This window comes from Achromobacter sp. ACM04 (genome assembly GCF_014851465.1).
GTDB lineage: Bacteria > Pseudomonadota > Gammaproteobacteria > Burkholderiales > Burkholderiaceae_B > Achromobacter > Achromobacter aegrifaciens.
On sequence record NZ_JACUZS010000001.1, the window covers coordinates 1,325,998 to 1,341,497 of the forward strand.

At 67.4% G+C, this 15,500-nt stretch carries 16 protein-coding genes; 10 read left to right on the top strand and 6 right to left on the bottom strand.

Going from position 1 to position 15,500, the window contains the following annotated elements; all coding sequences use genetic code 11:
- Positions 1-30: 30 nt before the first annotated feature.
- On the bottom strand, positions 31-801 hold the full coding sequence (locus IB259_RS06170; protein WP_054453958.1) for an ABC transporter ATP-binding protein: 771 nt from the start codon (positions 799-801) through the stop codon (positions 31-33).
- A 274-nt stretch (positions 802-1,075) separates the two neighbouring features.
- Here IB259_RS06170 and IB259_RS06175 point away from each other — a divergent pair, with 274 nt between their 5' ends.
- The 7 genes from IB259_RS06175 to IB259_RS06205 are packed head-to-tail and all read left to right on the top strand — an operon-like array spanning position 1,076 to position 6,952.
- Entirely contained in the window at positions 1,076-2,317 is a 1,242-nt protein-coding gene (locus IB259_RS06175; RefSeq protein WP_192328027.1) for a CaiB/BaiF CoA-transferase family protein, read from the top strand.
- Between the two features lie 49 nt (positions 2,318-2,366).
- Complete coding sequence (locus IB259_RS06180) at positions 2,367-3,332, top strand: tripartite tricarboxylate transporter substrate binding protein (RefSeq protein ID WP_054453953.1); 966 nt, start codon at positions 2,367-2,369, stop codon at positions 3,330-3,332.
- Positions 3,333-3,344: 12 nt separating this feature from the next.
- Positions 3,345-3,824, top strand: a complete 480-nt coding sequence (locus IB259_RS06185; protein ID WP_192328030.1) for a MaoC family dehydratase — start codon at positions 3,345-3,347, stop codon at positions 3,822-3,824.
- Positions 3,821-4,603 (top strand): enoyl-CoA hydratase/isomerase family protein, encoded by a 783-nt coding sequence (locus IB259_RS06190; protein ID WP_192328032.1) that lies wholly within the window; start codon positions 3,821-3,823, stop codon positions 4,601-4,603. The genes IB259_RS06185 and IB259_RS06190 overlap by 4 nt, the downstream gene beginning before the upstream one ends.
- A gap of 5 nt (positions 4,604-4,608) precedes the next feature.
- Complete coding sequence (locus IB259_RS06195) at positions 4,609-5,004, top strand: Zn-ribbon domain-containing OB-fold protein (RefSeq protein ID WP_054454816.1); 396 nt, start codon at positions 4,609-4,611, stop codon at positions 5,002-5,004.
- The gene (locus IB259_RS06200; RefSeq protein WP_192328035.1) at positions 5,001-6,158 is read left to right on the top strand and encodes a thiolase; all 1,158 of its coding nucleotides are present in this window, start codon (positions 5,001-5,003) and stop codon (positions 6,156-6,158) included. The genes IB259_RS06195 and IB259_RS06200 overlap by 4 nt, the downstream gene beginning before the upstream one ends.
- A gap of 17 nt (positions 6,159-6,175) precedes the next feature.
- Positions 6,176-6,952: an SDR family NAD(P)-dependent oxidoreductase gene (locus IB259_RS06205; RefSeq protein WP_119449657.1), complete on the top strand. Its 777-nt coding sequence runs from the start codon at positions 6,176-6,178 to the stop codon at positions 6,950-6,952.
- Positions 6,953-7,003: 51 nt separating this feature from the next.
- Here IB259_RS06205 and IB259_RS06210 read toward each other — a convergent pair whose 3' ends face one another.
- Positions 7,004-8,608, bottom strand: a complete 1,605-nt coding sequence (locus IB259_RS06210; protein WP_119449656.1) for an ABC-F family ATPase — start codon at positions 8,606-8,608, stop codon at positions 7,004-7,006.
- Between the two features lie 235 nt (positions 8,609-8,843).
- Between IB259_RS06210 and IB259_RS06215 the strand changes: the two genes are divergently transcribed.
- The 3 genes from IB259_RS06215 to IB259_RS06225 are packed head-to-tail and all read left to right on the top strand — an operon-like array spanning position 8,844 to position 12,360.
- Entirely contained in the window at positions 8,844-10,421 is a 1,578-nt protein-coding gene (locus IB259_RS06215; protein ID WP_054453945.1) for a CHASE2 domain-containing protein, read from the top strand.
- Positions 10,422-10,427: 6 nt separating this feature from the next.
- Positions 10,428-10,784, top strand: a complete 357-nt coding sequence (locus tag IB259_RS06220; protein ID WP_192328038.1) for a hypothetical protein — start codon at positions 10,428-10,430, stop codon at positions 10,782-10,784.
- A 7-nt stretch (positions 10,785-10,791) separates the two neighbouring features.
- On the top strand, positions 10,792-12,360 hold the full coding sequence (locus tag IB259_RS06225; protein WP_175181025.1) for a M48 family metalloprotease: 1,569 nt from the start codon (positions 10,792-10,794) through the stop codon (positions 12,358-12,360).
- 36 nt (positions 12,361-12,396) lie between these two features.
- On the opposite strand, the gene IB259_RS06230 is transcribed toward IB259_RS06225, so the two are convergent.
- From IB259_RS06230 to IB259_RS06245, 4 genes are all read right to left on the bottom strand, one after another.
- Positions 12,397-13,434 (bottom strand): LD-carboxypeptidase, encoded by a 1,038-nt coding sequence (locus IB259_RS06230; protein WP_192328041.1) that lies wholly within the window; start codon positions 13,432-13,434, stop codon positions 12,397-12,399.
- Positions 13,431-13,922 (bottom strand): tRNA adenosine(34) deaminase TadA, encoded by a 492-nt coding sequence (tadA, locus tag IB259_RS06235; protein ID WP_054453937.1) that lies wholly within the window; start codon positions 13,920-13,922, stop codon positions 13,431-13,433. Before tadA ends, IB259_RS06230 begins: the two co-directional genes overlap by 4 nt.
- A 10-nt stretch (positions 13,923-13,932) precedes the next feature.
- Positions 13,933-14,781 carry an HAD family hydrolase gene (locus IB259_RS06240; RefSeq protein ID WP_059380070.1) on the bottom strand — a complete coding sequence of 283 codons (849 nt, stop codon included), beginning with the start codon at positions 14,779-14,781 and terminating at the stop codon, positions 13,933-13,935.
- Between the two features lie 110 nt (positions 14,782-14,891).
- A complete protein-coding gene (locus IB259_RS06245; RefSeq protein ID WP_225590252.1) occupies positions 14,892-15,374 on the bottom strand; it encodes a hypothetical protein in 483 nt (160 codons plus the stop codon).
- Positions 15,375-15,500 lie beyond the last annotated feature (126 nt).

A 15,500-nucleotide genomic window follows, 5' to 3' on the forward strand; every position in this document is an offset into this window, starting at 1 on the left:
GCGCCGCCAGCAAGAATCCAGATCCGGGGGTCAGGCTGCCAGGGCCAGGTCCGCGTGCTCGCCCGAACCGTCCACCGCGATGCCGAGCAGGCGCAGGATCTCGCGCTTCTCGGCCGCCAGGCCGGACAGGTCATGGGTCTTTTCGCGGTGCGCGAGGTTGAACTCGCGCAGCACGCGCGCCGGGCGCGGGCTGAAGACGATGATGCGGTCGGCCAGGAACAAGGCCTCGTCCACGTCGTGCGTCACCAGCAGCACGGTGGGCTTTTCCTGGGCGATGAGCTGGCGCAGGACGTCCTGCAGGCTCAGCCGGGTCAGCGCGTCCAGTGCGCCGAAAGGCTCGTCCATCAGCATGGTCTGCGGCTGGGCGATGAAGGCGCGCGCCAGCGCGGCGCGTTGTCGCATGCCGCCGGACACCTGATGGGGGTAATAGTGTTCGAAGCCGGCCAGACTGACGCGCGCCAGCCACTGGCGCGCGGCTTCACGGGCGCGGGGCTTGGGCGTGTTCTGGAATTCCAGCGCCAGCGCCACGTTGTCCTCCAGCGTCAGCCAGGGGTACAGCGCGTGTTCCTGGAACACCAGGGTACGGCTGGGATGGGGGCCGGCAACCGCCTTGCCGTCGGCCAGCACGCTGCCTTCGGTGGGCTTTTCCAGGCCGGCCGCCAGATGCAGCAAGGTGGACTTGCCGCAACCCGAGGGGCCCACCAGGGCAACCAGTTCACCGGTCTTGATTTCGCTGGTAAAGCCGTCCACCACCGGCAGTTCGCCGAAGTGCTTGTGGACGTGATCGAAGGTGAGATTCATGGAACGTATCGTGGCGGGCCAAAAATGAGCCTCCAATCTAACAATTCGTTATATGAATCCAAACTATCAATATTGAATGTCTTAACTTCTTTTCGTAATAAAGAACGCATCAACAGCGTTCTGCCCGGACTGGTTACGGACATCGAACGGCGGCCCCATCCCGCCGGCAATACTCAATTCGAATCGATAACACGTAAAACGATATTGGACCCTCGCTACCTCCGTCATTAAGGTGGACCCCAGACATAACGGGGCCCACCCCGATCGGAGCGACATGGAGCGAGACAACACCGCCGCCGCGCAGCCGCGCGGCGCGCTATCCCACCTCAAGATCCTGGACCTGACGCGCGTGCTGGCCGGCCCATGGGCGACGCAGACGCTGGCCGACATGGGCGCTGACGTCATCAAGGTAGAGCGCCCTGGACACGGCGACGACACGCGCGGCTGGGGGCCGCCTTTCCTGACCGGCGCCGACGGCGCTGAGACCCGGGACTCGTCCTACTTCCTGAGCGCCAACCGCGGCAAGCGGTCAATTACCGTGGACATCGCCACGACGGAAGGCCAGGCTCTGATTGCGGAACTGGCGAAGGACTCCGACGTGCTGGTCGAGAACTACAAGGTCGGCACGCTGGCGCGTTATGGACTGGACTACGACAGCCTGCGCGCCATCAATCCGCGCCTGGTCTATTGCTCGATCACCGGCTTCGGCCAGGACGGACCCTACGCGCCGCTGCCGGGCTACGACTTCGTGTTCCAGGGCATGGGCGGACTGATGAGCATCACCGGCGACCCCGCCGGCGAGCCGATGAAATCCGGTATCGCGATCACGGACCTGCTGACCGGCGTCTACGCCAGCACGGCCATATTGGCCGCAGTCGAACACCGCCGCGTCAGCGGCGTGGGGCAGTACATCGACATGTCGCTGCTGGACTGCGTGATCACGATCTCGTCCTACCAAGCCATCAACTACTTCCTGTCCGGGCGGGTGCCGCAGCGCATGGGCAATGCCCATTCCAACATGGTTCCGTACCAGGTATTCGCCTGCAAGGAAGGCTCGGTCATCGTCGCCGTCGGCAATGACGGCCAATACCGCGCCTTCTGCGGCGCCATCGGCCGCGCCGACCTGGCCGCCGACGAACGCTACGCCACGGCCGGCGGGCGCAATCGGAACCGCGACACGCTGATACCGCCGATCGCCGAGGCGATGCTGGCGCGCACCATGCAGGAATGGGTGCAGATACTGCAGGCGGTCAACGTGCCCTGCGGGCCCATCTACAACATCGAACAGGTATTCCAGGACCCGCACGTGCGCCATCGCGGCATGCAGCTGTCGCTGCCCCATGCCTCCGGCGTGGACACGCCGGCCGTGGCCAACCCCATCCGCATGCGCGACACCCCCATGCGCTACGACCGCGCCGCGCCGGCGCTGGGCCAGCACACCGACGCCGTGCTGCGCGAGCGGCTGGGCCTGGACGAAGCCCGCATCGCGCAGCTGAAAGGCCGCGGAATCATCTGACCCCAACCGCCGGGCAGGCGGCCATGACAACAACCCAGGAGACACCACCATGCGCATCATCACCGCCGCAGTCTGCAGCGCCCTGACCCTGGCGGCCCTAGCGGCCGCCCCCGCGTCGGCTCAGGACGCGCCCGTCCGCTTCATCGTGCCCTACCCGCCCGGCGGCGCCGCCGACCAGATCGCGCGCCTGGTGGCGCAGGAAATGAGCAAGGGCGGCGGCGCGACCATCATCGTCGAGAACAAGCCCGGCGCCGCCGGCATGATCGCCGCCGACTACGTCGCCCGCGCCAAGCCCGACGGCAAGACTTTCTTCGTCGGCTCCAATGCCCCGCTGGTGGTGAACCAGGCGCTCTACGCAAAGATGACCTACGACCCGTCCAAGGACTTCGTCCCGGTCTCGGGCATGGCCAAGTCGCCGCTCTTGCTTGTGGTGCGCCATGACCTGCCGGCGCGCGACGTCAAGGCCTTGATCGCCCTGGGCAAGCAATCTCCCGGCAAGCTGACCATGGGCTCGGCCGGCACCGGGAACATCACCTATCTTGCCGGCGAATACGCCGTCAGCAAGCTGGGCTTCCAGGTCACGCACGTACCCTACCAGGGCAGCGCCCCCGCCATCGTCGGCCTGATGGGCAGCAGCACCGACATGATGTTCGACGCCCTGCCCTCCAGCATGACGCAGGCGCAGTCCGGCAAGATCCGCCCCTTCGCCGTGCTCGACGACAAGCGCTTCGCCGGCCTGCCCGACGTACCCACCGCCGCCGAGCTCGGCTATCCCGGCATCGACGCCAGCGCCTGGTTCGGCCTGGTGGCGCCCGCCGGCACGCAGACCGCCGTCGTCGACCAGATGAACCGCGGCGTCAACCAGGCGCTCGCGCAGCCGGAACTGCAGCGCAAGCTCACCAGTATCGGCGCGGTGGCCATGCCAGGCGACGCCCAGGTGTTCGCCGCCTTCGTGCAGGCGGAGCGCGACCGCTGGCTGCCGGTCGCCCGCGACCTGGGCCTGAAGGCCCAGTGAAAAGAGCCCCCCATGATCACCTTGGACTCCATCGAGGCGCTGCGCGCCTTTTCCGGACAGCCTCCCGCGCTGACGCCCTGGCAGACGGTCGACCAGGACACCATCAACCGCTTCGGCCTGGCCACCGGCGACACGCAGTGGATCCACATGGACCCGCAGCGCGCGCAAGCCGAATCGCCCTACGGCGCGGCCATCGCCCACGGCTTGCTGACGCTCTCGCTGCTGCCCAGCCTCTATGCGTCGGCGATGCGCTTTCCGAACCGAAGGCTGGCGGTGAACTACGGCTTTGACCGCGTGCGCTTCACCCAGGCGGTCAAGGCCGGCGCGCGCATCCGCGGCGCGTTTGCGCTGACTGGCGTGGACGAGCTGCCGGATGGCCAGGCGCGCCTGGCGTGGGACGTTCGCATCGATATCGACGGCGAGGACAGACCAGCGCTGGTTGCGCGCTGGCTCACGCAGATCGCCTATCACGCAGGCAAGGAGCAGGCATGACACTGAAGATCACCCGCCACGGCGCCACCGCCGTGCTGGCCATGGACCGCCCCGACCAGCGCAATGCGCTCAGCCTGGAGATGCGCGATGCGTTCGCGCGCGCCCTCCCGGAACTGCGCGAGGATGACGGCATCAAGGCCGTCGTCCTGACGGGTTCGGGCGGGCATTTCTGCGCCGGCGGCGACATCAAGTCCATCGCACAGGCGCATGCCCAGGGCCTGGACGCCTTCGAGGGGCGCGCGCGCATCCGCAAGATCCACCAGTGGTACGACGCGCTGGTGGATCTGGAGAAACCCGTCATCAGCGCGGTGGAAGGCGTGGCTTTCGGCGCCGGCCTGTCGCTGGCGCTGTGCGCGGACTACGCCATCGCGCGGCGCGGCGCCACCTTCTGCGCGGTGTTCGCCCGCATCGGCTACGTGCCCGATATGCTGGGCATGTATCTGCTGCCGCGCGCCGTCGGGCTGGCGCGCGCCAAGGAACTGGTGTTCACGGCCCGGGTCTGCGACGCCGAAGAAGCGCTCGATCTTGGGCTGGTGCAGGCGCTCTGCGACGGCGATCCGCTGGAACAGGCGCTGGCCATGGCCGAACGTTTTCACAACGCCCCGACGCAGGCGCTGGGCCTGGCCAAGACCATCATGAACCGGACCTTCGAATCCAGCCGCGAAGACATCTACGCGCAGGAAGCCATGGCCCAGGCCATCTGCCGCGACAGCGCCTTCCACCGCGAAGCCGCCCGGCGCTTCGTGGAAAAGCTGCCCCCCGCCTACAAATGGGATTGAACGACATGCCTACGCAAACCCAAACCGCCGAACCGGGTCCGCAGGCCCGCTACGAGGCCTATCTGAACGAAGGCCGTTTCATGCTGCAGCGCGACCGCGCCAGCGGCGAATTCTTCTTCTATCCGCGCGTAGCCGCGCCGCGCAGCGGTTCGCGCGACGTGGAATGGGCCGCACCCAGCGGACTGGGGCGGATCTACGCCGCCACCGTCATCCACCCCCGGCCGCCCGAAACGCCCTACGGCGTGGTGCTGGTCGATCTGGACGAAGGGCCGCGGCTGATGTCACGGGTGGACGGCATCCCCGCGCAGGACGTGCGCATCGGCGCCCGGGTGCGCGCCCGCGTCGTCCAGGAGGCCGGATGCGGCGTGCTGGTGTTTGAACCTGTGGCGGAGCAAGCATGACCCAAGACCGTTTCCCGCGCGGCAAGGCCGCCATCGTCGCCGCAGCCACCTACGGTATCGGCCAGACCCCGGGGCTGAGCTCGATGGACCTCGCCGTTCAGGCCAGTCTTGCGGCCCTGGACCAGGCAGGGCTGCGCCCGGATCAGGTCGACGGCCTTTTCATCGGTCTGCCCGATGACTTCATGTCCGGCCTGGGCTTTGCCGAATACCTGGGCATCTCGCCTCGCCTGACGGAGAACAACCGCACCGGCGGGTCCTCCTTTCTGACGCACGCCATGTGGGCCGCGCTGGCCTTGGAAGCGGGGCAATGCGACGTGGCGCTGATCGCCTACGGCAGCAATCAGCGCAGCGGCGCGGGCAAACTGGTGAGCTCCATGCGCCCCGCCCCCAACGAAGCGCCCTACCGCCTGGCGCGTCCGGTGGGCGCCTATGCGCTGGCGGCTTCGCGCTACGCCCACCAGTACGGCCTGAAGCGCGAACAGCTGGGCGCGGTGGCCATCGCCGCCCGCCAATGGGCCATGCTCAATCCTGAAGCCTACATGCGCGAACCTCTGGACATGGCGCAGTACCTGTCGGCCCGCATGGTGGCCGAGCCCCTGAGCGTGCGCGACTGCTGCCTGGTCACCGACGGCGCCGCCGCCGTGGTGATGACCCGCGCCGACCGGGCCCGCGACCACTGCGCCCGGCCCGCCTATCTGTTGGGCGCGGCCGCCGCCACGGACCACCGCGAAATCACCAATATGCCGGACCTGACGGTGACGGCGGCCGCGCGCAGCGGCGCGCGCGCCTTTGCCCAGGCCAGCGTGCGGCCGCGGGACATCGACGTGCTGGAGCTGTACGACGCCTTCACCATCAACCCGATCCTGTTCCTGGAGGACCTGGGCTTCTGCGCCAAGGGCGAAGGCGCGGCGTTCGTGGAAAACGGCCGCATCGCGCCCGGCGGCGAGCTGCCCGTCAACACCAACGGCGGCGGCCTGTCCTGCGTGCATCCCGGCATGTACGGCCTGTTCACCATGGTTGAAGCCTACGCGCAGCTGGCCGGCCTGGGCGGCGCGCGCCAGGTGCCCGGCGCCAGCCTGGCGCTGGCTCACGGCAACGGCGGCGAGCTGTCCAGCCAGGCCACCCTGATCCTCGGCACGGCCGAAACCCTCTGAACCCGACAAGGAAAACCATGAACCGCACAGCTTTTCTGCTAGACCAGCGCAGCATCATCGTGACGGGCGCCGCCCAGGGCATAGGCCGCGCCATCAGCGAACTGGCCATGCAATTAGGCGCGCGCGTGACCGCCGTCGACATGAACGCCGACGCCCTCGCCGCGTTCGAGCGCGAGGCGCCCAAGGATCAGTTGCTGACCCTGGCCGGCGACGTGTCGGACCCGGCATTCGCGGCCGCGGCGGTCGAGCGCGCGGCGCAGCGCTACGGCGCGGTGGACGGCCTGGTGAACAACGCGGGCATCACCCGCACCGCCATGATAGAAAAAATGACCCAGGAAGCCTGGCAAAAGGTGATCGACGTGCACCTGACCGGATCCTTCCAGTTCCTGCAGGCCGTCGGCCGCCACATGCTGGCTGGGGCGCGCGAGACTGGCAAGCCCGGCGGCTCCATCGTCAACATCACCTCGGACGCGGGTCGCCGCGGCACCATAGGCCAGATCAACTACGCCGCGGCAAAGTCCGGCGTGCTGGGCCTGACGATGAGCGCCGCGCGCGAATGGGGCAAGTACGGGATACGCGTCAATACCATCGGCTTCGGCGTGGTGGAAACGCCCATGACGGAGACCATACGGGGGGACAAGTTCCGCGACACCTATCTGTCGCAGATCCCGCTCGGCCGCTTCGGCCAGCCTGGAGAGGTGGCGTGGCCGGTGTGCTTCCTGCTGTCGGATGCCGCCTCGTACATGACGGGGCAGCACCTCTATGCCAATGGCGGCATGACCATAGGCATGTAAGGCAGATCCAGGGCCGCGGCCAGATGCTTCTGGCGGCGGCCCGCGGCGGCCTCAGCCGTCGATGCCGCGCGAGGTCAGGTAGTCGTCGTAGCCGCCGCGGTAGTCGACGATCTCGCCCGTGGGCAGGATCTCGATCACGCGCGTGGCCAGGCCGGACACGAACTCGCGGTCGTGGGACACGAACACCAGCGTGCCTTCGTACTTTTCCAGCGCGAACTGCAGCGATTCGATCGATTCCATGTCCAGGTGGTTGGTGGGCTCGTCGAGCAGCATGACGTTGTGCCGGCCCAGCATCAGGCGGCCGAAGGTCATGCGGTTCTTTTCGCCGCCGGACAGCACCTTGGGCGCCTTGGGCAGGTCGTCCGCCGAGAACAGCAGGCGGCCCAGCACCGAACGGATCGACTGGTCGTCGTCGCCCGGTTGGCGATGGTCGCCCATCCAGTCCAGCAAGTTGATGTCGGTCTGCAGGAACTGGTCGGACACGTCCTGGGCCATGTAGCCCAAGTCGGCGTTTTCGGACCACTTCACTTCGCCCGAATCGGGCTGCAGGTCGGTGGCCAGCAGGCGCAGCAGGGTCGTCTTGCCGACGCCGTTGGCGCCGATGATGGCGATCTTTTCGCCGGCGTCGACCATGGCCGAGAACTTGCGGATGACGGGCGCGTCGTAGGCCTTGGACAGGTTTTCGACGGTGACCGCCAGGCGGTGCATGACCTTGTTCTGCTCGAAGCGGATGTACGGGTTCTGGCGCGACGAGGGCTTGACCACGACCTGGTCGGCCTTGATGCGGTCGATCTGCTTCAGGCGCGAGGTGGCCTGGCGCGACTTGGACTTGTTGGCGGCAAAGCGGCGCACGAAGTCCTGCAGTTCGGCCACGCGTTCCTTGGCCTTGGCGTTGTTGGCCACCAGGCGCTCGCGGGCCTGGGTCGAGGCCAGCATGTAATCGTCGTAGTTGCCCGGATAAATGCGGATCTCGCCGTAATCCACGTCGGCCATGTGCGTGCACACCTGGTTCAGGAAGTGGCGGTCGTGGCTGATGATGATCATCGTGCTCTGGTAGCTGTTGAGCACGTTTTCCAGCCAACGGATGGTGTTGATGTCCAGGTTGTTGGTCGGTTCGTCCAGCAGCAGCACGTCCGGATTCGAGAACAGGGCCTGCGCCAGCAGCACGCGCAGCTTCCAGCCCGGCGCCACTTCGCGCATCGGCAGGTTGTGCTGGTCGACGGCGATTTCCAGGCCCAGCAGCAGTTCGCCGGCGCGGGCTTCGGCGGTGTAGCCGTCGTACTCGGCGAACTTGGCTTCCAGGTCGGCCGCGCGCATGTAGTCGTCTTCGGTCGCTTCCGGATTGGCGTAGATGGCGTCGCGCTCGGACATGGCGGCCCACATCTCGGTGTGGCCCATCATGACGACGTCCAGCACGCGCAGGTCTTCAAACGCGAACTGATCCTGGCGCAGCTTGCCCAGGCGCACGCCCGGCTCCAGCGACACGTTGCCCGCCGAGGGTTCCAGGTCGCCGCCGATGATCTTCATGAAGGTCGACTTGCCGGAACCATTGGCCCCGATCAGCCCGTAGCGGTTGCCTTCCCCGAACTTGACGCTGACGTTCTCGAAAAGGGGTTTGGGACCGAACTGGATGGTGAGATTGGCGGTGGAGATCACGGTATGTTTGAGTCTTTGGGCGTCCGGGGACGCATGCGGAGAAACCCGATAGTGTACCAAGCATCCGTGAATCGCATCCAGGCCGGGCAAGCTACCTGCTGAAGCATCTGGAAATGCTGCATGGCATTTGATGTCACAACGTAAACATTTGTATTAATTGGGGTACTATTGCGGGCAACTCAGCGCCTATGGCCGCCAGGCCGGTCAGGCGGTTGCAACCCACCTCCCCCGCTACGTGGCAGACGCCAACCACTCCTCCGAGAAAGTCGAGCTTTCCTATGGCCGGTCGCTGATCGTGGCGGCCATCGTCGCGATCGTGATGTTGTGGGCGACGCCCCGGCTCACCCCCAGTTCCGACCTGCTCACCTATGCGGCGGCGCGGCTCCAGGCCCGGCTGGTCGGCGGCCACTACGACATCGCGCACCGCAACGACACCACGGTCGTCCTGATCGACGACGACTCCCTGGACCAGCAGAAAGGCGCCTGGCCGGTGCCTTACAGGACGCATGCGCGCTGGCTGCGCAACATCGGCCTGATCCACAAGCCCAAGGCCATCTTCCTGGACATCACCTTCGGGCGTGAGCGCGACGATCCGACCCTGCCCGAGCTGGCCGCCGCCCTGTGCGAGCTGCGCGACGCCAACATCCCGGTGTTCCTGGCCGCGCTGCCCGATGCGCAGGGCAACCTGAGCCTGCGTTCGGGCCTGGAAGCGCCCGCGGGCGAGAAGCCATGCTTCACCATGGTCGACGTGCGCTACACCCCCAGCAAGGTGGACCGGCTGGTATGGAGCTATCCCCTCTGGTCGGGCGAGCACGCGCGCAGCGCGGCGCTGGCCATCGCCCAGGACGCGGCGGGGGTGGCCATCACGCGCACGCACGAAGCCATGGCCTTGACCTGGGGCGTCGACAACCTGGACCAGCGCCGCTTCAGCATGGAATGCCGGCAGGCCCGCGGCGGCTACATGGAAATGCTGCCGTCCTACGTCCGCAGCCTGCTGGGCGACCCGGACGCCGCCCAGCCCATCTGCCCGTACACGCGCGCGCTGACCCTGTCCGAACTGCGCGCGCCAGAAGCCGACGGCGCCCGCCTGGCCGACATGCTCACGGGGCGCTACGTCATGATCGGCGCCGCGCTCAGCGGCTTCAACGACACCGTGCTGTCGCCCGTGCATGACGCCATCCCCGGCGTGTTCATGCACGCCATGGCCCTGGACAATCTGCTGACCTACCAGGACGACTATAAGCGCGCCCTCGAATGGGAAATCTGGCCGCCCAATGTTCTGTGGCTGCTGGGCATCCCGGTCGTCATGCTGGCCCATTTCCTGCATTGGCTGGCGCAATGGCTGCGCGGTAATACGCGCTTGGGCGGCCGGCTGCTGGCCCCGCCCGCCGAATGGCGGCTTTTTGCCGATGCACCCGCCCTGCCGCTGCCGCCTGCCGCGCAAGCCGGCGACGGCTGGAAGGCCAAGGCCGGGCGCCTGTCAGCCCTGCTGCGCGACCGCGCCGCGCGCCTGTGGCTGGCGCGCTGGTTGACGTCCAAGCTCTGCGTCGCGGCGTTGCTGCTGCTGCGCAAGGCGGCCGCCATCGTCCTGTCCTCGCTCATCGTGCTGTACATCGTGCTGCTTGCGCAGCGCTGGCTGAACGTGGGCACCCTGCCCATCGTCGACCTGGCAATCATGGCCCTGGCCGCCCACTGGCTCGGCTGGACCAATCGCGCCACCGCCTTTCTTTTTGGCAAACCGGACCGCGCTTCCGCGCCGGCGTCCACGACACCCTCGCGGGAGCCATCCGCTACCCGCCCACAACAGGAGTAGAAACGCATGCCCAAGCCCTCCTCCCTGATTACCGCGCTGGCCGCGGCCGCTCTTGCGCTGGCTGGCGCGAGCGCCTCGGCGGCGGACGCCATCGTCGGCCTGAACATCAAGCCCGTGCCGCTGTATGCCACGTCGGACGGCGGCGCGCCCGCGGCCAAGTCCGATGGCCAGGGCATGCCCTGGCCCGTGCTCGAAGAGGCCAATGAGTTCTACCACGTCAAGGTCGACGGCAAGGACTATTGGGTGGACAGCATGCACGTGCGCATCGCGCGAGGCTCCGCCGCGCAATGCGGGCCTGTGATCAAGGGCGTGCCGCCGCCCACCGGCTCGACCGCAGGCGCGGGCGAGAACGTCTGCCGCTGAGCCGCCCATGCGATCCGCCCACATCCTGCGCATGGCCGCCGTATCCGGCGCGCTGCTGCTGAGCGCCTGCTCCACGCTTCCCGGAGGCAAGGGTTTTTCGGTCACGGCCGGCCAATTGCCTCCGCCTCCCGCCGACCGGCAATGGCCCGACGCCAACCTGGACGCGCGCAACCAGCGCGCCCAGGGCATGGGCCTGGTCGCCATGCCGGAGATGGAAACCTATCTGAACGGCCTGCTTGCCCGGATCAAGAACGCCGCGGGCGTGCCGGGCTGGCCTGGCGCGGTTCACGTGACCTCTTCATCGGCGCTGGAAGCCTACAGCACCGGCGCGGGCAACATCTACCTGTCCATGGGCTGGCTGGCCTCGGCGGAATCCGAGGACGAGATCGTCGCCATCCTGTCCCATGAGTTCGGCCACGTCTACCTCGACTACCACCAGATGGAATCGGTCAATGCCGCGGGCGACCAGGTCGCATCGTTGGCGGCCGTGGGCGTGGCGCTGGCCCGCAAGGCCGGCAGCGCCACCGGTTGGAGCCCCGTGGACAGCGTGATCGCCTCGTATACGCTGGGCAAGAACATGCTGGTGCCGGCCTGGGGCCGGCAGCAGGAAGAAAACGCCGACCGTTTCGGCGCCACTGTCAGCCTGGAACTGGGCTACTCGTATACGCAAGGCTTCAAGGCGTTCCTGGAACGCCAGGCCACCTGGGAAGCCGAGAACGCCCAGGTACAGGCCGAAGCGCGCCAGCGCATGCTCGAGCAGATCAAACAGGCGGCGGCCGACAACACCCGCAAGCGGGAGGCGGCCAAGGGCAACAGCATCGCTCCCCTCACCGAGATGCAGGCCTCGTTGAATTCCGGCGTGGCCGGCGCCAGCGAAGGTTTGCGCACCGGCCTGGAAGACATCTGGAACAAGCTGACCGTCAGCCATCCCGACACCGGCGCGCGCCTGGCCGCGCTGACCGAACAGGTCATGCCCCTGATGGCGGGCAAGCCGCGACCTGCGGCGGCGACCGCGCCCTGGAACAAGGCCCGCGCGCAACGCCGCACGGCCGCGCTGCTGAAGAACTACAAGACCGCAGCCGAGGCGCAGCAGGCGCTGCAAGCTCAGGACTATCCGCGCGCCCGCAAGCTCGCGGCCCAGGCCGCTTCGGGGCCCAGCGCCGCGCACGCCCTGCCCTTGCTGACCTTGAGCATGGCGCAGGCGGAGTCCGGCGCGCGCGGGTCCGCCTTGCTGGACCGCAACCTCGCGTCCGAGCCCGACCGCGCGTGGCAGGTGTACGTGCTGCGCGCCAATAATCTGCTGGGCGCGGGCCAGTCCGGGCCCGCCTCCAAGATCATGGGCCAGGGCTTCGAGTACTTCCGTGGTTCGGCGCTGGCATGGCCCGAAGCCATCCGCTTCTATGGTCAGACCCAGGGCTGGGATCAGGCGCGCAAGCTGGCGCAGGAATGCGCGTCGCGCTTCGCGAGCTATGCCGGGGAGTGCAGCAAGGCGGCACAGTCGCCCGCCGAGCAGGCCGAGGCCAAGCGACGCAGCGAGCAGAAGGCGCAATCGCTGGTCGACAGGCTATTCAAGTAGCAATGAGAAAGGGGCGCTCGGCGCCCCTTTCCTTTTTTAGTGCGTGTGTTCGTCCAGCACTAGGTGCGCCATGCCTTTCTCGGTGGCCAGGCCTACCTTCTGCCCGATCGGCAGCGTCGCCTTGGTGGCGACATGGCCGTACGGCAGCCCCGTCACCACCGGCACCTTGACCGTCTTGCGCAGCCAGGCCACGACTTCGTGCAGGTCGTAGCCGTTGTCGTGCGGCGCCAGCTTGTAGTCCGAGAAGCGGCCCAGCACGATGGCCTTCTGCTTGCCCAGGATGCCGGCCTGCGCCAGCTGGATCAGCATGCGTTCGATGCGGTAGGGATGCTCGGCCACGTCTTCCAGGAACAGGATGCCGCCCCGCACCTTGGGCATGTAGGGCGTGCCCAGCAAGGACGTCAGCATGGCCAGGTTGCCGCCCCACAGGATGCCGCGGCAGTCCACCGCATCGGCGTCCTGGGTTTCGAAGCTGAGGATTTCCAGTTCGCCGCGCATGATCTCGCCGAACAGCGCTTCGGTCAGGTCATCGACCTTCTTGCCGCCGAAGTCATAGACGGCCGAGGCGCCGGTATAGCTGACCGCGCCGGTCTGTGCCAGCAGGCCCAGGTTGAAGGCAGTGAAGTCGCTCATGCCCACGAATCGCTTGCCGCTGTCGGCCATGGCCTTCCAGTCGATGGCAGGCAGCAGCCGGCCCATGCCGTAACCGCCGCGCGTCACCATGACGATGGGCAGCTTCTGCTTGGCGGCGCGCGTCAGGCTGGCCAGGCGCTGCGCGTCGGTGCCGGCAAAGCGCTGGTGCTGCGCGTACGCAGTGCGGTCCACGGCGGTCTTGAAGCCCTGTTGCTGCAGCCGTTCGCGCGCCAGTTCGACGGCGGCCGGATCGCGCACGGCAGACGACGGCGAGATCAGGTAGATGCCGCGGGCGTCGGGCAGCACGTGGGCGTGGGTGTGGTCATGCCCGCAGTCTTCATCACATTCGTGGCCTGCGTGGCCATGATCGTGGTTGTGGTCATGGTCGTGGGCGGCGGCGGCTTTCGCGCCGCGCGCCTTGGCGCCTTGGGATTTGCTCATGCTGCGGATTCCTTGCTGCGGCGCTCGCGGAAGAACCGGCGCAGCAGCTCGCCGCAAGGTTCCGCCAGCACGCCGCCGGTGACTGAGGTGTGATGATTGAGTTTGGGGACCGAGCCCACGTCCAGCACGCTGCCGCAGGCGCCGGTCTTGGGATCGTAGGCGCCGAACACGACGCGCGCGAGCCGCGCATGCAGCATGGCGCCGATGCACATGACGCAGGGCTCCAGCGTGACGTATACGGTGATGCCCGGCAGCCGGTAATTTTCCAGCGCGCGCGCGGCGCCGCGCAAGGCGACGATCTCGGCGTGGGCGGTGGGGTCGTGGTCGATGATGGTGCGGTTGTAGCCGCGCCCCAGGATGTCGCCCTGGGCCGACACCACCAGCGCGCCTACCGGCACCTCGCCGATGTCGTAGGCTGCTTGCGCCTGTTCCAGCGCCAGTTCCATGAAGCTGGCATCCTGCGCGGTCCAGGCCGGGACCGCCGCCATCGGGACTGCTTCAACCACGGTACACCCGGGACTTCAGCGCGATGCGGCCGGCCAGGCTGGTCACGGCCTCTTCCAGCCATTGGTAGAGCTCGGCGTGCTCGTCGTAGCGGGCCTGGTTCAGGTTCGATACCCGGCCCTCTTCGATGAAGCCCCAGGCCCGGCTGCGCTTGTCGCGATGCTTGGGGTCCCAGACACCGAAGGCGAAGCCGCCGGCGCGGCGGATCAGCGAAAAGCACGGGATGTCGGTGTAGCCGTCGCCGACGAACACCATCTGGTCGAACGGCACGCGCAAGCGGTCCTCGGGCACCTTGCGGTTGACCTCGAAAGGCTTGTTGCGGAAGTCGCGGCCGATGATGCCCTTCTGGATGTGGAACAGGTAGCGGGTCTTGTCGGTAAAGCTGACGATGCGTCGCGGAAACGCGATGCCGCCGTCCGCGCCGTAGATGAATTCGGACGCCCAGATCTCGGTGAACTCATGCGCGATGGGCGTAGACCTGACCACGTCGCCGATGCCGCTGGAAATCAGGTAGAACTCCAACTGCACCTGCGGCTGTTCGGCCCGCACGGCGGCGCGCAGCCGCTGGAACAGCGTGGGCACGCCGTCGTGCAATTCCAGCCGGGCGCCCCAGTCCTTCAGGCGCTGCTGCGTGATGAGGCCGTGCTTGCCCGATTGCGACAGCTGGATCATCTGGTACAGATAGGCGGGCACGGGATCCCAATCCTGCTGCGAGAGCAAGGGATCGACCTCATCCTTCCAGAAGGATGCCGTGTCCACGCCCATGCTTTCCAGGAAGCCGGACGTGCTGTCCGAGGCCAGCGTGTCGTCGAAGTCGAATATCAGGGCGATGACGTCGGACATGTATATGCGTGAAAAAGGGGCGACAGCCGCCATTTTGCCTGAATGTGGCGGCGGCTGCGCCCCTGGAGGCCCAAGGCGGGCGGCCCTGCCGCCCCGGCCCCGACTGTCGCTTACTGGCGCACCGGCGCGGTCATGGGCGCTGCCGCCGGCGCGGGCGCCATGCCCGGCGCGCCGGCCGCGGGCGGCACGGTGTCGGCCGGCACCTGGATCACGGTTTCACGCAGCACGCCCCCGCCCTGCACGCTGCCGCGCACATTGGTCGGCGAGGTCATCTGCGTGACGCAGTCCTGGCGCGAGGCGGCCGGCAGGCGGTTGCAGCGGTCCAGCATGTTCTGCTGCAGTTGGTCGTTATTGCCGTCCTTGAGGTTGTTGCGGCCGCTTTCCTGGCGCGCCGCGCCGGCTTCGCGCATGCAGGCGGCCTGGTCCTGGCCGGTGGCGCCGCTCTTGCATGCCGCGACGTCCTGCTGGTACTGGGACTGAGCTGAGCCGCGGCCGGTCGCATCAGCCGCGTGGACCGCTCCCGCGGCCAACATCAGGCCAGCGGCACAAAGCGTCGCCGCGAGGCGTTTGGTATGCATGGGTCGTGTAGTCATGGTCAGCTCCTTGAAGTTGATTGAACCGTTACCCACTATCCCACGATGACGCTTCGGCTACATGTCCAGCGACGTGAAATCGTAAGACTACGTTTCAATTGACGCGACGCAACAAACCCTGCCTTT